The following is a 22,594-nucleotide window of genomic DNA, read 5'->3' as shown; positions in this document are numbered from 1 at the left end:
CTAATATAGTAGGGAGTGAATTCATTGGATTATGTAATAGAGATGCTTGGCATTCGAAAAGAGTTTGGATCATTTGTTGCGAATGATAATATTACCCTCCAATTAAAAAAAGGAGAGATTCATGCTCTTTTAGGAGAAAATGGAGCTGGGAAGTCCACTCTCATGAATGTACTATTTGGTCTATATCAACCGGAAGCCGGAGAGATAAAAGTGAATGGGAAGACTGTAGAAATTACAGATCCGAACGTAGCAAATGATCTTGGAATTGGTATGGTTCATCAGCATTTTATGCTTGTGGAAAATTTCACAGTGACAGAAAATATTATTTTAGGGAATGAATTAACGAAAAGCGGCATGATCGACATTAAAGATGCTGCGAAAAAAATTCATTCATTATCAGAGATGTATGGTTTGGCAGTGGATCCATACGCTAAAATTGAAGATATATCTGTTGGTATGCAACAACGTGTAGAAATTTTAAAAACACTATACCGTGGAGCAGAAATATTAATCTTCGATGAACCGACCGCATCTCTCACTCCTCAAGAAATAATTGAGCTCATTCAAATTATGAAGCGACTAATTCAAGAAGGAAAATCGATCATTTTAATCACACATAAATTAAAAGAGATTATGGACGTTTCGGACAGAGTGACCGTTATCCGTAAAGGGGAAGGTATTGGAACGGTTATTACTTCAGAAACAAATCCAAATGAACTTGCTTCCCTAATGGTTGGTAGACAAGTTGATTTTACAACGGTTAAAGTCGATGCGAATCCTACAGATGATGCTTTAGTTGTAAAAAATCTAGTCGTTACCGATTTTCGTGGCGTTGAAAAAGTGAAAAACTTAAGTTTAACGGTACGTAAAGGTGAGATTTTAGGTATTGCTGGAATTGACGGAAACGGTCAATCGGAGTTAATCGAAGCTATTACAGGACTAAAAAAATCAAAGAGTGGATCTATTTCGATCAATGGGCGAGATATTACGAATAAGAGACCTCGTAAAGTGACGGAATCAGGCATTGGACATATTCCACAAGACCGTCATAAGCATGGGTTAGTACTAGATTTCCCAATCGGGCATAATATTGCTTTACAAACTTACTATGTAGATCCCATTTCTAAAAATGGTATTATGAACTACGGAAAAGTTTCGGAGCTAGCGCAGAAAATTATTAAAGAATATGATGTACGAACACAAGGTGAACACACACCAGCACGTGCTTTATCTGGTGGTAATCAACAAAAAGCGATTATTGGACGAGAAATCGAACGTAATCCAGAATTATTAATCGCTGCACTTCCGACTAGAGGATTAGATGTTGGTGCAATTGAATTTATTCATAGCCGATTAATCGAACAACGTGATAAAGGGAAAGCGGTGCTTTTACTATCGTTTGAACTAGATGAAGTCATGAATGTATCGGACCGTATCGCAGTTATTTATGATGGACAAATAGTCGATACATTATTGCCAAAAGAAACTACTGAGCAAGAACTAGGTTTATTAATGGCAGGTCAAAGTACGAAAGAAAATGTTGCAACACAGGGGGATAAATAGCATGCCTAATAGAGTAGTTAATATACTTGTCCCTGTTATTTCCGTTATTTTAGGTTTACTTGTAGGAGCAGTAGTTATGTTAATAAGTGGCTATGATCCAGTTGCAGGTTATTCCGCATTATGGAACGGTATTTTTGGGGACGCCTACACAATAGGAGAAACCATTCGTCAAATAACTCCTTATATCCTTTCAGGATTAGCGGTTGCTTTTGCTTTCCGTACAGGGTTATTTAATATCGGTGTAGAAGGACAATTGTTAGTCGGCTGGTTTGCAGCTGCATATGTAGGAATTGCTTTTGATCTGCCGATGTATATCCATTTACCACTTTCCATTTTAGCTGCTGCAGTAGCAGGTGGGTTATGGGCATTTTTACCTGGTCTTTTAAAAGCTAAATTACAAGTACATGAAGTTATTGTTACGATTATGATGAACTATATTGCGCTTCATACGACCAATGTACTTATTCGAATGGTTGCAAATGGTGGAGAAACGACAGAAGCGATTAAAGAAACAGCTTCACTGAAATCTGCTTTTTTTGAAAGTATGACAGATTTTTCAAGATTGCACTACGGTATTTTCATAGCACTTGCTATGGTGCTAGTTATGTGGTTTATTTTAGAAAAAACGACGACTGGTTTTGAATTGAAGGCAGTCGGATTCAATAAGCATGCATCTGATTATGCTGGTATGAATGTAAACAAAAATATCATTCTATCGATGGTTATTTCAGGAGCATTTGCAGGGTTAGCTGGTGCCATGGAAGCGCTTGGTACATTCCAATATGCGAGTGTAAAAGGTGGCTTTACTGGAATTGGATTTGACGGGATAGCAGTAGCACTACTAGGAGCAAATACTCCTTTAGGGGTTGTTTTCGGTGCAACATTATTCGGTGCGTTGAAATTTGGTTCATTAAATATGCCGAATGCAGCCGGTATACCAGTTGAAATCGTTTCAATTGTTATAGCACTTATTATATTCTTTGTAGCATGTGGTTACATTATTCGCTATTTCCTTGTAAAGAAGAACAACAAAAAGGAGGCGAAATAAGATGAGCTTTTTAGAGGTTCTATATTTCATCGTTCCGTCGGCTATATTTTATGCCGCCCCGTTAATCTTTACTGCGATCGGTGGGGTTTTCTCGGAGCGTTCAGGTGTTATTAATATCGGACTAGAAGGTTTAATGGTAATGGGGGCATTTATCGGGATTTTGTTCAACCTAACATTTGTCGGGACATTTGGTGCGATGACTCCTTGGGTTTCCATACTAGCTGCAATGGTTGTCTCCGGTATATTCGCGATTATGCATGCTGTAGCAACGATTTCTTTCCGAGCGGATCAAACGATTTCAGGGGTAGCGATCAATATGCTAGGTGTTGCGATTGCATTATTCTCTGTTAAATTGATTTATGGTAAAGGACAAACAGATTATATTCAAGAACGCTTTATACGATTTGATATTCCTTTTTTAAGTGATATTCCAGTTCTCGGACCTATGTTTTTTAAAGATGTCTATTCTACGTCGATTTTAGCTATCATCGTAGCGATAGGTGCATGGTTTGTTATTTATAAAACACCGTTTGGTTTACGTCTTCGTGCCGTAGGGGAGCACCCAATGGCTGCGGACACAATGGGTGTCAATGTAACGAAAATGCGCTACGTAGCGGTTATTTTATCTGGGATGCTTGCAGGTATCGGTGGCGCAGTTTATGCACAATCCATTTCTGGTGAATTTAGTCATTCTACGATCAATGGACAAGGGTTTATGGCGCTAGCTGCTATGATTTTCGGTAAATGGCATCCACTTGGAGCAGCTGGTGCTGCATTATTCTTTGGATTTGCGCAAGCATTAAGTATAATTGGTGGGCAAATTCCATATATTGATCAAGTACCAAGCTATTACTTGCATATTTTACCGTATGTATTGACTATACTAGCGGTTGCTGGATTTATCGGGAAAGCACATGCACCGAAAGCTAGTGGTATACCATATATCAAAGGAAAACGTTAATTTGAAATGCGGATTGACGCCGTTTAGCTGCGACAACGTTCTTCTGCGACGAGCTTTGCGCAGGAGTAGCTGGCTTCTAGAGCTAGACATAATTGAATAGAACAGCAAATTTCAAACTTTGTATTTGGGGACCAATTAAATTTGGTCCCTTTTTGTTTTATGTATAGTAAAATGGTATAAGAGATAAACTAGAAAGAAAAAGGGGGATAACAATATGTTCCAACAATTTGAACTTGCGCAAGGCGTTAAGCTTTATGTAAGACCGACAGAACAATTTAAAACGATTAATATATCGTTCAAATGGAAACAGCAATTAACCGAGGAACAAGCAGCAATACGCTCCGTTTTAGCTAACGTCTTGCAGTATAGCAATGATGTGTTTCAAACAAATGCAGAATTTCGAAAACGTTTAGATGACTTATATGGTGCTGTCTTATATTTTGATACGGGAAAGAAAGGAACCCATCATATTTTTTCATTGAATGCGGAAACTGTAAATGATGCTTATCTATCCAATGAAAAAGTAGTAGATGAAGTCTTCAACTTATTACATACCGTCTTATTTAAACCAAAGCTGGTAGATGGAAAATTTGTAGATTCGATTGTCAATAGAGAAAAAGATCAAGTCATTGAACGTATACAATCGATGTATGACGATAAAACGAGATATGCTCAGCAGCGTTTGCTAGAGAATATTCGCCCAAATCACGCAGCTTCTATTTCTGCCAATGGGACAGTCAAAGCTGTAAAAGCAGTAACAAATGAACAACTAGTAGCAATGCACCAAACGATTCTCACAGAAGACAATTTGTCTATTTATATTGTAGGGGATGTCAATGCGGAAGAAATAAAAGAAAAAATAGCTAGCCATTTTCCATTTGCGGATAGAACCTTAGAACTAGTACACGACGTAGAAGTAGTAAAAGCTTCCACAGAAAATGGATTTTTACATGAAATACAAGATATGAAACAAGGAAAGTTGCATATAGCCTATCGTACACCAATCACTTTCTTCTCAGAGGAGTTTCCGGTTATGCAGATGACGAACGGCATATTAGGAGGCTTTTCACATTCCAAAATATTTATGAATGTGCGAGAAAAAGAAAGCATGGCCTATTATGCATCTAGTAGTTATTCTTCTTTATATGGGTTGATATTCGTCTTAGCAGGAATTGATGCTAATTTACAGGAAAAAGCGGTCAAGTTAATAGATGAACAGCTAAAAGTGATGCAAGAAGGAGATATTACTGATTTAGAGATAAATCAAACAAAATCAATGCTATCCAATCAATTAAAAGAAGCATTGGATTCTGCCCGCGCACAAATTGAAATTTACGATCAATATAAAGAAATAAACGAGTCATTCACAGTAGAAAACTGGGTTGCCAAATGGTCCAATGTAACGAAGGATCAAATCAGTCAAATGGCTCAGAAAATAGAGAAGGAATTCGTCTATTTCCTATCTGGTAAGGAAGGTGCAGGCAATGAATGAATCATATTTTAAACAATTAGAAGAAACGCTATACCACGAGCAATTGCCAAATGGTTTAGAGGTATATATTTTACCGAAAAAAGGATTTTCCAAAACATTTGTCACTTTTTCAACGAAGTATGGATCAATCGATCGTGAATTTATTCCGCTTGGTAAAAAGGAAGCGGTAATCGTTCCAGACGGTATAGCCCATTTTTTAGAGCATAAGATGTTCGAAAAAGAAGAAGGAGACGTTTTTCAACAATTCAGTGAAAAAGGTGCTTCTGCTAATGCGTTCACTTCTTTTACTAAAACGACTTACTTATTCTCGTCCACTAATCATGTATTAGAAAATACGAAGACATTGCTTGATTTTGTACAGCAGCCTTATTTCACGGAAGAAACGGTGGAAAAAGAAAAGGGTATCATTGCCCAGGAAATAACGATGTATGACGATCAGCCTGATTGGCGTTTATACTTTGGTGCGATTGAAAATATGTATAAAGAGCATCCAGTAAAAATTGATATTGCTGGAACTGTAGAATCCATTGACAAAATTACTGCGGAACATTTATATGAGTGTTACAACACGTTCTATCACCCATCTAATATGACGGTCTTTGTTGTTGGTGCGGTGAATCCACAGGAAATGATGGACTTTATCAAACAAGATCAAGCGGCGAAAACATTCGAAGCCCCACAAGACATTCAACGCTTTTTCCCGACTGAACAACCGAATGTTGCTTTTGAGAAGCGCAGTTTACAAATGGATGTGCAAAAACCAAAAGTTATTTATGGTATTAAGTCAACGAACACCGATATTTCCGGAAAAGAAATGCTGAATTTTGAGTTATCGATGCAAGTAGCAATTGAACTCTTATTCGGCAGAACATCTGCATTTTATCAGGACGTTTACGAAAAAGGATTAATCGATGAATCGTATTCTGCAGACTTTTCGATGGAAAAAGGCTATGGGTTTACAATGATTGGCTCTGATACAGTAAATGCGGAACAACTTGCAGAGAAGATTAAACAATCCATCAAAGAGCAAGCAAAAGAGGGGCAGTTTACGGAAGAGGATTTAAAGCGAGTTACACGTAAAAAAATTGGATTTTTCTTACGTGCATTGAATTCAATTGAATATATAGCAAACCAATTTACAAGATACTCATTTAACGATATGAATTTATTTGATGTTGTCCCTGCACTTGAAAATCTAACGTTGGAACAAGTGATGCACGCATTGGAATCATTAAAGGATGAACAGAAACATACTGTATTTACCGTAGTTCCATTCGAGAAAAATGGTAATGAGTAAAAAGTTCACATTAGTGTTAGGAGCTTCAGGAGAAATAGGGGATACCATATGTCGTAACCTAGCTGAAGCAGGTTGGTCCCTATACCTACACTATTCAAGCAATAAAGCACGTGTAAACGCGCTAATGGACGAACTGGAGCAATTATACCCGGCACAAGAATTCATGCTTATACAAGCTGATATGCGAGAAGCAAGCTCTATAGAAAAACTAGCCAATTCAATTTTTTCCCTTCACTCCATCGTTTTCGCCCACGGGCATAGTTTATATAAAGGGTTGGAAGATACTACGCTGGAAGAAATACGCCTATTATTTCTAGTGCATGTGGAACATCCGATGTTCCTATTAGGGAAATTGACACCGAAGCTTCGAAAGCATAAGCATAGTTCCATTATTTTCGTTGGATCTATTTGGGGGGAAACAGGGGCTTCTTATGAAGCGGCTTACTCTGCTGCTAAAGGAGCCCAGCATGCATTTGTGAAAGCTTATGCAAAAGAAGTTGCGCATGCAAGAATTACGGTAAATGCGGTAGCCCCAGGATTCATCGACACGAAAATGAATATCCATGTGGAAAACGAAGCGCGCACGCTTATTTTGGAAGAAATACCTGCTGGTGTTTTCGGTACGACACAAGACGTTGCTAATGCGGTCGTCTTTTTGGCTAGTGAAAAAGCAAATTATATAACAGGTCAAATCATCCGTGTAAACGGCGGATGGTATATTTGAGAATGGTTCCTAGAAAAGAGAGATGTTGTGCTCTTTTCTTTTTTTCTTTTATTCAGCTAAGAATTCATATATGATAGAACTTATAATGGGTAAATAACGTCATCTAACGAGAGAGGACAGATAGTTATGACAAGTGAGTGGTTTTTTGAATATGAAATTCAAATAAATCGTCCAGGACTTTTGGGAGACATTTCTTCTTTACTTGGTATGCTTCGCGTAAATATTGTTACGATTAATGGCGTAGATGAAGGTCGTCGTGGTATGCTTATAAAAGCGGAAAAAAAGGAAAATATAGAACGCTTTGAACATATTGCTTCGACAATGGAAACGATTCAGTTAACTAAATTTAGAGAACCGAAGCTGAGAGATCGTCTGGCAGTGCGACACGGTCGCTATATTCAGCGGGATGCTGATGACAAAAAAACATTCCGATTTGTCCGCGGGGAGCTTGGAATATTAGTGGACTTCATGGCCGAAATTTTTAAACAAGATGGTCATAAGCTTATTGGCATAAGAGGAATGCCACGGGTCGGTAAAACAGAATCGGTTGTTGCAGCAAGCGTTTGTGCAAATAAAAAGTGGATTTTTCTTTCTTCTACCATGATTAAACAAACCATTAGAAGCCAACTTATAGGGGACGAGTTTAGCGATCGCAATATTTTCATCCTTGATGGTATTGTGACTAGAAATTCAAATGATGAAAAACATCAAATGTTAGTTAGAGAAATGATGCGAATGCCTACAATTAAAGTAGTAGAGCATCCGGATATGTTCATTCAACACTCCGAGTATTCTATTGATGATTTTGATTATATTATTGAGCTTCGTACTAATCCCGAAGAAGAGATTTCGTATGAAATGATGGAGAAAAACCACAGCATGTCGGACAAAGGAATGAGTGGTTTCGGCGGATTTGGTGGATTTAATTTTTAACGGGCAGGTGTTTTAGTTGACTGAACTTGGCGCTCGCTTAAAAGAAGCGAGATTAGCAAAAGGCTATAGTATTGATGATTTACAAGAAATAACAAAAATTCAAAAAAGGTATTTGACAGGTATTGAAGAAGGAAATTATGCCACAATGCCAGGAGCATTTTATGTGCGGGCATTTATTAAGCAATATGCAGAGGCAGTCGGTTTAAACGGCGACGAACTTTTGGAAACGTATAAAACCGATATTCCTTCTCCTTCAAATGACGATGTTTCGAAAAGCATTCCTGCAACGCCATCTAGAAGAACTCTAGGGGGGCGCTCGTCGAACAAATTTATGGAAGTTTTCCCGATGATCGTTGTTGCACTATTTGTCATCGCAATTATTGTAATTGTTTGGACTTTATATCAAAGTAAACCTGAAGATTCCAAAGATCTTGTAGAACCAAGTGATGAAGTAGTGATTGAACAACAGTCTCAATCAGAGCAAAACTCAAAGGATCCAGTAGTGGAGGAACAAGAAGAGCCAGAGGAACCTGTTGAGGAAGAAGTAGAAGAGCCGGTGCCTGCGCAACAGCTTACTTTTGTGGAAACGCAAGGGGAAACATCTACTTATGATTTAACTGGTGCAGAAAATTATGTAGTGAAATTGGTAGCAACGAATAATACTTGGTTGAATATTAGAGACCAAGATAACAAAATTTTGGTTGACCAAGCAATAGTAGCTGGCGAGACTTTCGAATTAGATGTGGCTAGTTCATCCAGAGTTCGCGTACGTATTGGTTCAACTCCTGGTAATACAGTATATATGAATGGCCAAGTAGTTGAATTCCCAACCGATAGACCTACGCAAAATTTAGTTATACAGTTTCAAAAATAGTCATCTTTTAGATGGCTATTTTGTTTGAAAACGAAAGGAGTTACATATAAATGAATATACCGAATCAAATTTCGATGTTTCGTATTTTTTTAATACCAGTATTTATGTTTTTTATGCTTGTGCCTTTTAACTGGGGTGATATTAGTTTTCTCGGTGCGACGATTCCGATTGCACATTTAATCGGAGCTATTATTTTCATAATCGCATCGATTACGGATTTTATTGATGGTTATTATGCAAGAAAATATAATTTAGTAACGAATATGGGGAAATTTTTGGACCCATTAGCAGATAAATTACTTGTGTCTGCTGCGCTCATTATTTTAGTGCAACTGGGAACAGCACCAGCTTGGGTAGTTATTTTAATCATTAGCCGTGAATTCGCAGTAACTGGACTACGATTAATCCTTGCAAACGAAGGAGAAGTAGTAGCTGCCAATCAACTTGGTAAGATTAAAATGTGGACACAAATTATCGCGGTTTCGTCTTTATTATTAGGAAATGTATTTTTTGAAATGTTCCATATTCCGTTTGATATGATTATGTTATATGTTTGTTTATTCTTTACTTTATGGTCCGGATTCGATTATTTTTATCTAAATCGTAAAGTATTACTTGACTCTAAATAGGAAGGAAGTTCTTATGAAAGCAGAAATTATTGCAGTTGGTTCCGAATTATTATTAGGTCAAATTTCCAATACAAATGCTAGATTCATCTCTTCTCAACTAGCAGAGTTAGGAATTGATGTTTATTATCATACTGTTGTAGGTGATAATCCTAATCGATTAGTAGACTCTATCAAAATTGCGGAGAATCGAGCAGATTTAATCATTTTTACAGGTGGTTTAGGACCTACCAAAGATGATTTAACGAAAGAGACGATCTCAAGACATTTAAACAAAAATCTCGTCTTAGATCACCATGCATTAATTTATATTGAGGATTTCTTCAAACGTATGAATCGAAAGATGACAGAAAACAATAAAAAACAAGCACTTGTTTTAGAAGGTTGTACAGTTTTAGAAAACAAGCATGGAATGGCACCTGGAATGTTTTTATCAACCAAAACGCATTCGTATATTCTACTACCAGGACCTCCAAAAGAAATGGAGCCAATGTTCCAATTCGAAGCAAAACCTATTCTAACAAAGCTTCTACATAATGAATCAATCATTAAGTCCCATGTCATGCGATTTTATGGAATTGGGGAAGCAGAGTTAGAAACGGAAGTCCAAGATTTATTGTATAATCAAACGAATCCAACGCTTGCACCACTTGCTTCTGATGGGGAAGTCACCTTACGATTAACGGCTAAAAGCGATACAGAAGAAGAAGCTTGGAAACTTATTGATACACTACAAAAGGAGATTTTCGATCGAGTAGGAAAGTTTGTGTATGGCTATAATAATGATTCCCTTGCATCGAAACTTCGAGATATACTTATCGAAAATAATTTAACCATCTCTGCTGCCGAAAGTATGACAGCAGGACTGTTTCAATCAGAACTTGCTGCTGTTCCAGGTATGGGGGTGGCATTAGTTGGTGGTATGATTACGTATACAGAAGAAATAAAAATAAAGCATCTAGGTGTCCAAGAATCGACGATCAAAGAATATAGCGTCGTTTCAAGCGAATGTGCAGAAGAAATGGCCATGCGAGTGAGAGAGAAGTTTGGCACTAATATTGGTGTTGGGATTACGGGAGCAGCTGGTCCGGACGGTCACGGGGGACAACCTGCAGGTACAGTTTGGATCGGTATTGCTTTTGACGATTCGGCACCTATTTCATACAAGTTAAACCTATCAGGTATGAGGAATACAAACAGATTACGAGCTGTAAAGTTTACGATCCATTATTTAATACGTTTACTGCACGACCGAGGAATGTAGGTATATAGAATTTTGAACATAAAAACCGGCCCAAAATTGATTTTTGGGCTATTTTTAGCGCTCAAAATAAAATAGTCTCAAAAAATAACGAATAAACGTTCGCTTTTTTCTTGTATATTTCTCAAAAACCTAGTATAGTAAACATAGAAATAAAAATCAGATTATCTTCTAAGGAGGAAATATAGTTGGCTAATGATCGTAAAGCGGCGCTTGAAATGGCGTTAAAACAAATAGAGAAGCAATTCGGTAAAGGTTCTGTTATGAAATTAGGAGAAAAAACAAGTCTTGAAATTTCTACTTCTTCAAGTGGTTCTTTAGCATTGGATGCAGCCTTAGGAATAGGCGGATATCCAAGAGGACGTATTATTGAGATATATGGTCCAGAGAGTTCAGGTAAAACAACTGTCGCTCTTCACGCGATTGCAGAAATACAAAAAACTGGTGGTCAAGCAGCATTTATCGATGCAGAGCATGCATTAGATCCAGTTTATGCACAAAAACTTGGTGTAAATATCGATGAATTACTTTTATCTCAACCAGATACAGGGGAGCAAGCGCTTGAAATAGCAGAAGCACTTGTACGTAGTGGAGCAATTGAGATTTTAGTAATTGACTCGGTAGCTGCTTTAGTACCTAAAGCTGAAATTGAAGGAGAGATGGGAGATTCTCATATGGGTCTTCAAGCTCGACTAATGTCTCAAGCATTACGTAAACTTTCAGGTGTTATTAATAAATCGAACACAATCGCCATTTTCATCAACCAAGTTCGTGAAAAAATTGGAGTAATGTTCGGAAATCCGGAAACTACACCAGGTGGTCGAGCACTTAAATTCTATAGTTCTGTCCGTTTAGAAGTAAGACGTGCAGAAGCAATCAAACAAGGTACCGATATTATGGGGAACAAAACGAAAATTAAAGTAGTGAAGAACAAAGTTGCTCCACCATTTAGAACTGCAGAAGTAGATATTATGTATGGTGAAGGGATTTCTCAAGAAGGAGAAATTGTCGACATTGGTTCAGAGTTTGATATTATCCAAAAAAGCGGTTCTTGGTATGCCTACAATGAAGAGCGCATAGGGCAAGGTAGAGAAAATGTAAAACAATTCTTAAAAGAAAACCCATCTATCAAAAATGAGATTTCTTTAAAGATTCGTGAATCGCTAGGAATGGCTGCAAGTGCCTTAACAATCGGTGGTCATGAAGTAGAGGAAGAAGACGACCCAGAGTTTGAATTATTGTTAGATAAAGAATAAAATAATCAAAGTCTCTCAACTTGTTGTTGAGGGACTTTTTTTATGGACTAGAAAGTATGTAGATTTTGTAAGATAGGAATCCAGTTCTTATGAATTCGGTATTTCTAAGTGTCCGCTATGATTTCTGCCGGGTGAGCGATGAGCCATCACCTCCGCTTCGCGTTCGTTGTGATGGCTCATCTGTCTCACTCATCCGGCTGGAGTCGCCGCCTGCTGCGAAAACCAATGGAGCTTGCTTGCTGACAAATAAATAGCTAAATCGAATAAAGCACTAAGTTTATCAACGTCCTCCTAGCATCTGTTAAATCAAGTTGACATGTTCAGTGGTAACTTTGTCCCATTAAGCCATTTATTGGATTTTACTTTTGAAGAAATAGTATAAAAAATCGAATTTAATGTTGCTATATTAAGCTAAGATGCTAATTAGTCAGCACATTTTTTTGATTGAAGCGCAAGGCGGCGACTCCAGCGGGAATAGCAGATGTTTTTTGCACCGAAAGCGAAGCGTCAGGTGCATGAGCTGAAGACCCCGCAGGAGCGAAGCGACGAGGAGGCTGAAGCAATGCCCGCGGAAAGCGTCCGCCTGGAGTGGAAATCAACTACCTCCATGTTAAATCCAAGGGGTAACTCGGTAACTCCTTATGACGCAATATTTTATCAAGTAAAGTTCTAATAAAACTGAAACTGCTAATGAACCGTTTATTTATCTATCGTATATAATTTGAGAGCAATAGCACATTTCTTGTTCCAATTTAATAGGAAGTGTCATATCTTTAAGTATTTTTCTTGTTGTTATTTAAAGCTTGCTAGGGCTCCCAAGAAGGAGAGCGGTAAGATTTGATAAAAACAACGGAGTGGACAACAAGTTACACCTATCGAAAACTTGTACTTTTTTAATAAAAAACCTTGTAAAATCAATAATATTCCTATCGTTTCCTTGACAGAGTATTTCTACATCTATACAATTAAAATTGTATAATTTCTTTATAAAATGATGAAAAGGCAATACATGTATGTATTTGCATATATGAGCCGACTGAAACTTAAAAAGAATAGCAATAGGGGGTGTTCGAATGCCATTATTTGAAATTATCATCTCCGCTTTGCTTGGTCTGATCGTCGGTGCCGTTGTTGGTTATATTTATCTGAAAAACGTGAACGATTCAAAAGTGACTGGTGCAAAACAATCTTCTGCACTCATCTTAGATGAAGCAAAGCGAGAAGCAGAAGCATTAAAGAAAGAAGCACTATTAGAAGCCAAAGATGAAACTCACCAATTACGAAATGAAGCAGAATCTGACATCCGTGAACGCCGTATGGAACTGCAAAAACAGGAAAATCGGTTATTACAAAGAGAAGAGAACCTTGATCGTAAGGATGATGCTCTAAACAAGAGAGAAGTAGGTCTTGAGCGTAAAGAAGATGCTCTAACCGAAAGACAACAGCATATCGAACGGAAAGAAAGTAAAGTGGACGAGCTTGTTGATAAACAACAAAGTGAACTTGAACGAATTTCTACATTAACACGTGAAGAAGCAAGAGCAGTTATTCTTCAAGAAGTAGAAAATGAGCTGGCTACGGATATAGCTGTTATGACAAAAGAATCAGAGACAAGAGCAAAAGAAGAGGCAGATAAGAAGTCTCGAGAAATTCTTTCACTCGCGTTGCAACGATTCGCAGCTGATCATGTAGCAGAAACAACTGTTTCCGTTGTTAATCTACCGAATGACGAAATGAAAGGTCGTATTATTGGCCGTGAAGGACGGAACATTCGCACGCTCGAAACTTTAACTGGAATCGATTTAATCATTGATGATACACCAGAAGCTGTTATACTATCAGGATTTGATCCGATAAGAAGAGAAACTGCTCGTCTAGCACTAGAAAAATTAGTGCAAGACGGAAGAATCCATCCAGCCCGTATCGAAGAAATGGTAGAAAAATCGAGACGGGAAGTAGATGAGCAAATTCGAGAAATCGGTGAACAAACTACATTTGATGTAGGAGTTCATAATCTACATCCTGACTTGATCAAGATTCTTGGAAGATTGCGTTATCGTACAAGCTATGGTCAAAACGTATTGAAGCATTCAACAGAAGTAGCGGTTTTAGCTGGTCTACTTGCTGCTGAACTTGGAGAAGATGTGACACTTGCAAGACGAGCAGGATTACTTCACGACATAGGAAAAGCGATTGACCATGAAGTAGAAGGAAGTCATGTGGAAATTGGTGTCGAGCTTGCGACGAAATACAAAGAACATCCAGTCGTTATAAATAGTATTGCTTCTCACCATGGTGATACAGAAGCTACTTCTGTTATTGCTGTATTAGTTGCAGCTGCTGATGCTTTATCCGCAGCACGACCTGGTGCGAGAAGTGAAACATTAGAAAACTACATTCGTCGTTTAGAAAAACTGGAAGAAATTTCGGAATCCTATGATGGCGTGGAAAAATCTTTTGCCATTCAAGCAGGAAGAGAGATTCGTATTATGGTACGTCCAGATCAAATTGATGATATTACTGCTCATCGTTTGGCAAGGGATATTCGTAAACGAATCGAAGAAGAACTTGATTATCCTGGTCATATTAAAGTGACGGTAATTAGAGAAACAAGAGCTGTAGAATACGCAAAATAGAAGGAAGGCTTCTAACAAGAAGCCTTTTTTTCGTTAAGGAAGTGGTTGAATAATGAAGATTTTATTTATAGGGGATATCGTTGGTTCGATTGGTAGAGACACACTAGAAAGTTATTTACCAAGATTAAAGAGAAAATATAATGCGGATGTCGTTATTGCAAACGGTGAAAATGCTGCAGCAGGTCGTGGAATTACAAAGAATATTTTTCAAGACTTGCTCCATATGGGTGTGGATGTCGTAACGATGGGGAATCACACTTGGGATCAAAAAGAAATTATGGATTTTATTGATGATACGGATTATTTGATTCGTCCTGCAAATTTCTCAGAGGATGCGCCGGGCAAAGGAATGACGTCTGTTACAAAAAATGGGCATACCATCTCGGTAATTAATATGCACGGTAGAACATTTTTACCACCTCATGACGACCCGTTTAAAAAAGCGACAGAGCTAGTAGAAGAAGCGAAGAAAGTATCGCCGATTGTTTTTGTTGATTTTCATGCAGAAGCAACAAGTGAAAAAATTGCTTTTGGATGGCATCTGGATGGAAAAGCATCCGTTGTTGTAGGAACGCATACCCATGTACAAACAGCCGATTCTCGCATATTACCAAAAGGGACTGCTTATATAACGGACGTTGGTATGACGGGACCTTATGATGAAGTTTTAGGGATGAAAAAAGAGGATGTGCTATATCGTTTTCAAACGAATATGCCAACTCGTTTTGAAGTGCCGAAAAGTGGACGTTCCGTATTAAGTGGGTTTTTCGTAGAGGTAGATAATTCTACGGGGAAAGCAATTTCTCAAGAGCGAGTATATATTAATGATGACTACCCATTTCAAGCGTAAAAGAGTCTAAAAAATCCTTGCGAAGCATAAGGTAGGTTATGGACGAAAGCAAGTTCATAATCTAGCTATAAAAGGAGAAATGATAGTGGATTCTTTAAAAGTATCTTCTCGTTCAAACCCTAATTCGGTTGCTGGAGCACTTGTTGCAGTAATTAGAGAACAAGGGTATGCAGAGATGCAAGCAGTAGGGGCAGGTGCACTAAATCAGGCGATTAAAGCAATTGCCATTGCAAGAGGATTTGTTGCACCTAGTGGTACAGACTTAACTTGTTCACCTGCTTTCACGGATATTATTATTTCGGGTGAAGATCGGACTGCTTTAAAGTTATTAGTAGAGAAAAAGGTAAAATAAGCGTGAAGTCGCTGCTGTAATAAGTAGCGACTTCATTTTGTGTTTTTACGAATATATTGTGACGATTTGATTCCGTCAAAGGTCTGATTTTGACGAAAAACATCGCGAATACATAGTGAATCGCACTACTTCATGGTAAACTAGTGAAGGTAAAAAGCATTTAAAGAACATTAAAAGTATTCAACTTTGTTTAGTAGGGTATCGAGTCCCTGCTAAACGAAGTTAAGGCTTACGGCGTATGTTACAGATTTTTTAGATTTTAGCTTGCTTTATTCAAAATCTGAACACATATACGCCAAAGACATATTCGATTATGACAGTAAGGAGATGTTTATATGTTGCAACAGCTTTCTTGGAAAGTAGGAGGGCAGCAAGGAGAGGGTATTGAAAGTACTGGGGAAATTTTCTCAATGGCAATGAATCGCCTTGGATATTACTTATACGGTTACCGTCATTTCTCTTCTCGTATTAAAGGTGGTCATACAAACAATAAAATCTGTGTACGTCCTACACAAGTACGTACAATTCCAGATAATTTAGATATTTTAGTGGCATTCGATCAAGAAACAATAGATGTGAACTACAAAGAACTAACAGAAAAGAGTGTTATTTTAGCAGATGCTAAATTTTCACCAGTCGCACCGGAAGATTGCTTAGCACCGATGTATATTGTTCCATTTACAGAAGTCGCTGCAGAACTAGGTACGTCGCTTATGAAAAACATGGTGGCAATAGGAGCTACATCTGCATTATTAAACTTAGATAAGGCAGTTTTCCAAGAAGTCGTTGATGAAATTTTCGGTAAAAAAGGACAAGAAGTCGTTGAAAAGAATATGCAGGCAATTCAACAAGGCTTCGATACGATGGCTGAACAACTAGGAGACCGTTTAGGTGAGTGGGAATTGGTTCCTGCAGACGGCAAACACCGATTGTTCATGATCGGAAACGATGCAATTGCGCTTGGTGCTTTGGCTGCAGGTGTTCGATTTATGGCGGCATACCCAATTACGCCAGCTTCGGAAATTATGGAATATATGATTAAAAAGCTTCCGTTATTTGGTGGAGCTGTTATTCAGACAGAAGATGAAATTGCAGCAGCTACAATGGCGATTGGATCTAATTATGGTGGTGTTCGCTCGTTTACTGCATCTGCGGGTCCTGGTCTTTCTTTAATGATGGAAGCAATTGGTCTTTCAGGTATGACAGAACAGCCACTTGTCATTGTCGATACGCAACGTGGTGGTCCATCTACTGGACTTCCAACCAAACAAGAGCAATCGGATCTAATGCAAATGATTTATGGTACGCATGGGGAGATTCCGAAAGTAGTTATTGCTCCTAGTACTGGAGAAGAAGCGTTTTTCGATACAATTCAAGCTTTTAATATAGCAGAAGAATTACAACTTCCAGTTATTATTCTATCGGATTTACAGCTTTCACTCGGTAAACAAACGGTAGATCCATTTGATTATTCGAAAATAGAAATTCGACGCGGTAAATTAGTGCAAAATGAAGAAATTCCAGAAGCAATAGATAAATCATATTTCAAACGCTTTGAGGTAACAGAAGATGGCGTATCGCCACGAGTATTACCAGGAACAGAGCATGCCATTCACCACGTTACAGGTGTAGAGCATGATGAAACTGGTAAACCTTCAGAAGCGGCATCTAATCGTAAAGCTCAAATGGATAAGCGTATGAAAAAGTTACAACATGTAAACTTTAACGAGCCGGTCTATGTAAGTGCTCCTTATGAAGAAGCTGACATTCTATTGGTAGGTTTTAATTCTACGAGGGGTGTTTTAGAAGAATTACAACAAACACTTATTGCTCAAGGGATGAAAGTCAATCATGCACATATCCGGTTGATCCACCCATTCCCTTCGAAAGAAGTACAGCCACTAGTAGCAAATGCGAAAAAAGTAGTAGTAGTTGAAAATAATGCAACAGGACAATTAGCAAACATATTAAAAATGAATGTTGGCGGTCATGATAAAGTGATTAATGTACTGAAATATGATGGAACACCATTCTTACCATTACAGCTTGAAAAACAAGTAAAGGAGTTGCTTAACTAATGGTGACATTTAAAGACTTTCGTAATAATGTAAAACCAAACTGGTGCCCAGGATGTGGCGACTTTTCTGTTCAAGCAGCTATTCAGCGTGCGGCAGCCAATGTTGGTATTCAGCCTCACGATCTAGCAGTAATCTCTGGTATTGGTTGTTCAGGACGTATTTCAGGGTATATCCACTCGTATGGTTTCCACGGTATTCACGGACGAGCACTTCCGATTGCCCAAGGATTAAAAATGGCAAATAAAGATTTGCACGTCATCGCTTCTGGTGGAGACGGAGATGGATTTGCAATCGGTATTGGTCATACGATCCATTCGATTCGCCGTAATATCGACTTAACGTATATCGTAATGGACAACCAAATTTACGGTTTAACAAAAGGGCAAACTTCTCCGCGTTCAGCTGAAGGATTTAAAACAAAATCGACGCCGGGCGGAGCAATTGAGCCTTCTCTTAAACCACTTGAACTAGCGCTTACTTCAGGAGCTACTTTTGTAGCACAAGGGTTCTCTTCTGATATTAAAGAGTTAACTGCAATCATTGAAGCTGGAATTAACCATAAAGGTTTTTCTTTCATCAATGTATTCAGTCCTTGCGTCACGTACAATAAAGTAAATACGTACGACTGGTTCAAAGAAAACTTAACGAAGCTTTCCAATGTCGAAGGGTATGATCATACTAATCGCGAAGAAGCAATGCAAGTGGTTATGGAAAATGAAGGATTAGTGACGGGAATCATTTATCAAAATGAAAATGCACCATCCTATCAAGATCAAGTTCCCGGATACGCACCAACGCCACTCGTAGACCAAAACTTGAAATTAAGTGAAAAAGAATTTAATACTTTATTGCAAGATTTTATGTAAAAGACAAAAAAACTACCCACACAAAAAATGGGTAGTTTTTTATTGCTTAACATAAGGTCAATTTACTATTAGAAATTAAACATCCAGAGTAGGAAAACATCATCGAATCGCAAGATAGTATGTCCAAATCGCAAGATCCCACCCCCGAATCACAAGATAGTGCCAGCGAATCGCAAGCTCCTCGCCCCAGCATAGCAAATCGCAAGATAACCTCATCAAATCGCAAATTCCCGCCTCTAAATCGCAACATAGAGCCAGCAAATCACAAGATATCCACCCCAGCATAGCAAATCGCAAAATAACCTCATCAAATCGCAAGATCCTAACTCCGAATCGCAAAATAGAGCCATCGAATCGCAAGGCCCCACCCCCGAATCACAAAATACAGCCTTCAAATCGCAAGATTCCACCCTAAGACAAGAGCCCAATTCTCAATATTAAAAAGATTACATATTATGACCAATTAAGCACTTTTAAGCTTTATACCTTGTAGCGCATGTCTTCTATTCAGTATAATAGGTTGATGGGTATTCGTATTAGTTACGAACGAAAGAAAGGAGCGTCTTCTATGAACGAAGAATCGCGTTTACAAAGTACACAAGTGAAAGAACCTAATTCTCCGGACAAAAAATCCGAGAAGGATTATGGTCAATATTTTCAAGCAGTTTACACCCCACCATCCTTAAAAGAAGCAAAAAAACGAGGTAAAGAAGAAGTTGCCTACCATAATGATTTTGCCATAGCAGAAGAATTTAAAGGAATGGGCCAAAATCGTAAATTTTATATTCGTACGTATGGCTGCCAAATGAATGAGCATGACACAGAAGTGATGGCAGGAATTTTCATGCAACTTGGATATGAACCTACGGACACGGTAGACGATGCAAATGTTGTTCTTCTCAACACATGTGCCATTCGTGAAAATGCAGAGAACAAAGTATTTGGTGAGCTAGGTCATTTAAAACATTTAAAACAAAATAATCCAGACGTATTAATCGGTGTTTGTGGATGTATGTCTCAAGAAGAATCCGTAGTTAATAAAATATTAAAAACATATAACCAAGTAGATATGATTTTTGGAACGCATAATATTCACCGACTACCTAATATTCTAAACGAAGCGTATCTTTCGAAAGAAATGGTCGTAGAAGTTTGGTCTAAAGAAGGCGATGTTATTGAAAACTTGCCACGAGTGAGAAAAGGTTCGATCAAAGCCTGGGTGAACATTATGTATGGCTGCGATAAATTCTGTACATATTGTATCGTTCCATACACACGAGGAAAAGAACGTAGCCGTCGCCCAGAAGATATTATACAAGAGATCAGACATCTAGCTGCACAAGGATATAAAGAGGTGACATTACTTGGTCAAAACGTAAACGCTTACGGAAAAGACTTCGAAGACTTAGATTATCGTTTTGGTGATTTAATGGATGATCTTCGCAAGATTGACGTAGCACGCATTCGTTTCATGACAAGTCACCCTAGAGACTTCGATGATCATTTAATCGAAGTACTCGCAAAAGGCGGAAATTTAGTAGATCATATTCATTTACCAGTTCAATCGGGATCTTCTGATATTTTGAAAATAATGGCTCGTAAATATTCAAGAGAGCATTATTTAGAGTTAGTTCGTAAGATTAAAGCTGCTATACCAAACGTATCGTTAACAACGGATATTATTGTAGGTTTCCCTAACGAAACGGATGAGCAATTTGAGGAAACGATGACTTTATATAAAGAAGTAGGATTTGAAATAGCATACACATATATTTACTCACCACGTGAAGGTACTCCAGCTGCTAAAATGGTAGATAATGTACCGATGGAAGTGAAAAAAGAACGTCTACAACGTTTAAATAAATTAGTAAATGATATGTCAGCAGAAGCTATGAAAAAATACGAAGGTCAAATTGTAGAAGTACTAGTAGAAGGGGAAAGTAAAAATAACCCGGATGTACTCGCAGGATATACGCCTAAAAGCAAGCTAGTTAACTTCGTTGGTCCAAAAGATATTATAGGAAAGCTTGTACAAGTGAAAATTACAGATGCCAAGACATGGTCGCTTACTGGAGAGCTAGTAGAAGTACCAAAAGAACAAGAGGTGGGAATATAATGACTACAAAATATACAAGAGACGATATTATTGAAAAAGCAAAAGAAATCGCAACGATGATTGCTAATACAGAAGAAGTAGATTTCTTTAAACGTGCAGAAGCACAAATTAACGAAAATCAAACAGTACGCGAAAAAATTGCGAGTCTTAAAAGCTTACAAAAACAAGCGGTTAACTTTCAACATTTAGGAAAAGAAAAAGCGTTGAAAATGATTGAAGGAAAAATTGAAGCAATCGAAGCGGAAATTGATGATCTGCCAATCGTACAAGAGTTCAAACAATCACAAGGTGACGTGAATAGCCTTCTACAATTAGTGGCAAACTCAATTTCGAATAATGTAACGAACCAAATTATTGAAGCAACAGAAGGCGATTTATTAAGAGGCGAAACTGGCTCAAAAGTAAAAAATACGACTTATGATAGCTGTTCATAAAAAATAGCAAGAACAAGAACATGCATTTAGCCTACAATGGTTTAATGCATGTTCTTTTCATTTTGTGAAAGAACGCCTTCATTTTTCCATATAGTTACTGATATAATTATAAAGTTGAGAATAATAGAAATGAGGATATTGCAATGTCTTTGAAATTTATTGGTACGGAAAAACATATGCATGATACGATCGTTTTTCCGGCTTTCGATTTAACCATAACAGCTGGGGAAGTTGCTGCAATTTGTTCGAATGTGAATGTACGGGAGCAACTTATTGATATTTTATTAGGAAAAAAATTATTATCTAATGGCGAAATACAATATTCCGATGAAAAAAAGTTGGCGTTCTTTTTTCTAAACGAAGGCTTACATGAGCTTCTTACAGTCCAGGAGCTCCTTAAATTTTACCATCAATTGTATCAATCAAAACAATCGCTCGAAGAGATTACTCGTTTAGTCCAACTTGACTCAAAGAAAAACATTAAAATTAAAAATCTTACATACTCCGAAAAGAAACGTGTCCAGCTGGCATACATACTTATTCAAAATGCTGAAACTTACATAATGGAAGAGCCTGATCAAAACTTAGATATAGAATCAAAACGAATATTTATCGCGGTTTTTAACGAACTTCGAAAGTTGCAAAAAACGGTACTTGTATTAACGAGTCACTTAGAAACAGCAGTAACCCTTGCGGATAAAATCGTTCGTTTGGACGACAATGGACTTCATGTAATCCAAACCGAAGAGGGGGAGTCGGAGGAAACACCAAAAGAAACCGTAATAGAAGATGAAATCGAAGAAAAAATAGTACAACCAATTCGATTTGAAAAAATACCAACAAAAGTAAACGAAAAAATCGTCCTATTTGATCCACCAGAAATTGACTATATTGAAAGTACGGAGGGGCAAACTTTTTTACATATTAAAGGAGAAAATTTCCATTGTAGTTTTACGTTAAATGAATTAGAGGAGAGATTATTGCCATTCGGATTTTTCCGCTGTCACCGTTCCTATATTGTCAACTTACAAAAAGTACGAGAAGTAATCACATGGACGAGAAATAGTTATAGCCTGGTACTAGATGATGGAGAAAAATCATCTGTTCCTTTATCCAAAACGAAAATGGCCGATTTAAAGGGAATGTTGGGCCTTAAATAAGCTCCATTCACCCCGAAAATGACTCCTTTCACCGTAAATATGATGTAATCCATATGAAAAAGCCCTA

Annotated in this window: 19 protein-coding genes; all 19 read left to right on the top strand. The window is 37.8% G+C overall.

Translation table 11 applies throughout. The annotated features are described in order from the left end of the window. Window positions 1-24: 24 nt before the first annotated feature. Window positions 25-1,563 carry an ABC transporter ATP-binding protein gene (locus BMZ04_RS00220; RefSeq protein ID WP_093262998.1) on the top strand — a complete coding sequence of 513 codons (1,539 nt, stop codon included), beginning with the start codon at window positions 25-27 and terminating at the stop codon, window positions 1,561-1,563. A gap of 1 nt (window position 1,564) precedes the next feature. Continuing rightward, entirely contained in the window at window positions 1,565-2,611 is a 1,047-nt protein-coding gene (locus tag BMZ04_RS00215; protein WP_093262993.1) for an ABC transporter permease, read from the top strand. A 1-nt stretch (window position 2,612) separates the two neighbouring features. Then, on the top strand, window positions 2,613-3,572 hold the full coding sequence (locus tag BMZ04_RS00210; protein WP_093262988.1) for an ABC transporter permease: 960 nt from the start codon (window positions 2,613-2,615) through the stop codon (window positions 3,570-3,572). 214 nt (window positions 3,573-3,786) lie between these two features. After that, the gene (gene yfmF, locus BMZ04_RS00205; RefSeq protein ID WP_093262983.1) at window positions 3,787-5,064 is read left to right on the top strand and encodes an EF-P 5-aminopentanol modification-associated protein YfmF; all 1,278 of its coding nucleotides are present in this window, start codon (window positions 3,787-3,789) and stop codon (window positions 5,062-5,064) included. Further along, window positions 5,057-6,361, top strand: coding sequence for an EF-P 5-aminopentanol modification-associated protein YfmH (gene yfmH, locus BMZ04_RS00200; protein WP_093262978.1), 1,305 nt, complete (start codon window positions 5,057-5,059; stop codon window positions 6,359-6,361). Before yfmF ends, yfmH begins: the two co-directional genes overlap by 8 nt. Next, entirely contained in the window at window positions 6,354-7,085 is a 732-nt protein-coding gene (gene ymfI / locus BMZ04_RS00195) for an elongation factor P 5-aminopentanone reductase (protein WP_093262973.1), read from the top strand. Before yfmH ends, ymfI begins: the two co-directional genes overlap by 8 nt. 126 nt (window positions 7,086-7,211) lie before the next feature. Next, window positions 7,212-8,018, top strand: a complete 807-nt coding sequence (locus tag BMZ04_RS00190; protein ID WP_093262969.1) for a DUF3388 domain-containing protein — start codon at window positions 7,212-7,214, stop codon at window positions 8,016-8,018. Window positions 8,019-8,034: 16 nt separating this feature from the next. Further along, window positions 8,035-8,892, top strand: coding sequence for a helix-turn-helix domain-containing protein (locus BMZ04_RS00185; RefSeq protein WP_093262964.1), 858 nt, complete (start codon window positions 8,035-8,037; stop codon window positions 8,890-8,892). Window positions 8,893-8,942: 50 nt separating this feature from the next. Continuing rightward, window positions 8,943-9,521 (top strand): CDP-diacylglycerol--glycerol-3-phosphate 3-phosphatidyltransferase, encoded by a 579-nt coding sequence (pgsA, locus tag BMZ04_RS00180; RefSeq protein WP_093262960.1) that lies wholly within the window; start codon window positions 8,943-8,945, stop codon window positions 9,519-9,521. A gap of 13 nt (window positions 9,522-9,534) precedes the next feature. Beyond that, window positions 9,535-10,782, top strand: a complete 1,248-nt coding sequence (locus BMZ04_RS00175; protein ID WP_093262956.1) for a competence/damage-inducible protein A — start codon at window positions 9,535-9,537, stop codon at window positions 10,780-10,782. A gap of 215 nt (window positions 10,783-10,997) precedes the next feature. Next, window positions 10,998-12,035 (top strand): recombinase RecA, encoded by a 1,038-nt coding sequence (gene recA / locus BMZ04_RS00170; protein WP_093265394.1) that lies wholly within the window; start codon window positions 10,998-11,000, stop codon window positions 12,033-12,035. A gap of 1,073 nt (window positions 12,036-13,108) precedes the next feature. Further along, window positions 13,109-14,671, top strand: a complete 1,563-nt coding sequence (gene rny / locus BMZ04_RS00160; protein ID WP_093262950.1) for a ribonuclease Y — start codon at window positions 13,109-13,111, stop codon at window positions 14,669-14,671. Window positions 14,672-14,723: 52 nt separating this feature from the next. After that, window positions 14,724-15,521, top strand: coding sequence for a TIGR00282 family metallophosphoesterase (locus BMZ04_RS00155; RefSeq protein ID WP_093262947.1), 798 nt, complete (start codon window positions 14,724-14,726; stop codon window positions 15,519-15,521). Between the two features lie 85 nt (window positions 15,522-15,606). Further along, the gene (locus BMZ04_RS00150; protein WP_093060206.1) at window positions 15,607-15,873 is read left to right on the top strand and encodes a stage V sporulation protein S; all 267 of its coding nucleotides are present in this window, start codon (window positions 15,607-15,609) and stop codon (window positions 15,871-15,873) included. Between the two features lie 335 nt (window positions 15,874-16,208). Beyond that, complete coding sequence (locus BMZ04_RS00145) at window positions 16,209-17,951, top strand: 2-oxoacid:acceptor oxidoreductase subunit alpha (RefSeq protein ID WP_093262944.1); 1,743 nt, start codon at window positions 16,209-16,211, stop codon at window positions 17,949-17,951. Then, window positions 17,951-18,817 carry a 2-oxoacid:ferredoxin oxidoreductase subunit beta gene (locus BMZ04_RS00140; protein WP_093262941.1) on the top strand — a complete coding sequence of 289 codons (867 nt, stop codon included), beginning with the start codon at window positions 17,951-17,953 and terminating at the stop codon, window positions 18,815-18,817. The genes BMZ04_RS00145 and BMZ04_RS00140 overlap by 1 nt, the downstream gene beginning before the upstream one ends. Window positions 18,818-19,385: 568 nt before the next feature. Next, the gene (miaB, locus tag BMZ04_RS00135) at window positions 19,386-20,933 is read left to right on the top strand and encodes a tRNA (N6-isopentenyl adenosine(37)-C2)-methylthiotransferase MiaB (RefSeq protein ID WP_093262938.1); all 1,548 of its coding nucleotides are present in this window, start codon (window positions 19,386-19,388) and stop codon (window positions 20,931-20,933) included. After that, the gene (locus BMZ04_RS00130; RefSeq protein WP_093262934.1) at window positions 20,933-21,367 is read left to right on the top strand and encodes a YlbF/YmcA family competence regulator; all 435 of its coding nucleotides are present in this window, start codon (window positions 20,933-20,935) and stop codon (window positions 21,365-21,367) included. The genes miaB and BMZ04_RS00130 overlap by 1 nt, the downstream gene beginning before the upstream one ends. Window positions 21,368-21,510: 143 nt before the next feature. Next, the gene (locus tag BMZ04_RS00125) at window positions 21,511-22,527 is read left to right on the top strand and encodes a LytTR family transcriptional regulator DNA-binding domain-containing protein (RefSeq protein WP_093262931.1); all 1,017 of its coding nucleotides are present in this window, start codon (window positions 21,511-21,513) and stop codon (window positions 22,525-22,527) included. Window positions 22,528-22,594 lie beyond the last annotated feature (67 nt).

Origin of the sequence: Psychrobacillus sp. OK032 (assembly GCF_900111345.1) — a bacterium.
Classification (GTDB): domain Bacteria; phylum Bacillota; class Bacilli; order Bacillales_A; family Planococcaceae; genus Psychrobacillus.
This window is presented reverse-complemented; position numbering and strand designations above follow the sequence as displayed.

Bases quoted from the DNA above. Each gene is read 5' to 3' on its own strand.
- BMZ04_RS00215 (WP_093262993.1), top strand. From the start codon at position 1,565: ATGCCTAATAGAGTAGTTAATATACTTGTCCCTGTTATTTCCGTTATT.
- BMZ04_RS00210 (WP_093262988.1), top strand. From the start codon at position 2,613: ATGAGCTTTTTAGAGGTTCTATATTTCATCGTTCCGTCGGCTATATTT.
- yfmF (WP_093262983.1), top strand. From the start codon at position 3,787: ATGTTCCAACAATTTGAACTTGCGCAAGGCGTTAAGCTTTATGTAAGA.
- yfmH (WP_093262978.1), top strand. From the start codon at position 5,057: ATGAATGAATCATATTTTAAACAATTAGAAGAAACGCTATACCACGAG.
- ymfI (WP_093262973.1), top strand. From the start codon at position 6,354: ATGAGTAAAAAGTTCACATTAGTGTTAGGAGCTTCAGGAGAAATAGGG.
- BMZ04_RS00190 (WP_093262969.1), top strand. From the start codon at position 7,212: ATGACAAGTGAGTGGTTTTTTGAATATGAAATTCAAATAAATCGTCCA.
- pgsA (WP_093262960.1), top strand. From the start codon at position 8,943: ATGAATATACCGAATCAAATTTCGATGTTTCGTATTTTTTTAATACCA.
- BMZ04_RS00175 (WP_093262956.1), top strand. From the start codon at position 9,535: ATGAAAGCAGAAATTATTGCAGTTGGTTCCGAATTATTATTAGGTCAA.
- recA (WP_093265394.1), top strand. From the start codon at position 10,998: ATGGCGTTAAAACAAATAGAGAAGCAATTCGGTAAAGGTTCTGTTATG.
- rny (WP_093262950.1), top strand. From the start codon at position 13,109: ATGCCATTATTTGAAATTATCATCTCCGCTTTGCTTGGTCTGATCGTC.
- BMZ04_RS00155 (WP_093262947.1), top strand. From the start codon at position 14,724: ATGAAGATTTTATTTATAGGGGATATCGTTGGTTCGATTGGTAGAGAC.
- BMZ04_RS00145 (WP_093262944.1), top strand. From the start codon at position 16,209: ATGTTGCAACAGCTTTCTTGGAAAGTAGGAGGGCAGCAAGGAGAGGGT.
- BMZ04_RS00140 (WP_093262941.1), top strand. From the start codon at position 17,951: ATGGTGACATTTAAAGACTTTCGTAATAATGTAAAACCAAACTGGTGC.
- miaB (WP_093262938.1), top strand. From the start codon at position 19,386: ATGAACGAAGAATCGCGTTTACAAAGTACACAAGTGAAAGAACCTAAT.
- BMZ04_RS00130 (WP_093262934.1), top strand. From the start codon at position 20,933: ATGACTACAAAATATACAAGAGACGATATTATTGAAAAAGCAAAAGAA.
- BMZ04_RS00125 (WP_093262931.1), top strand. From the start codon at position 21,511: ATGTCTTTGAAATTTATTGGTACGGAAAAACATATGCATGATACGATC.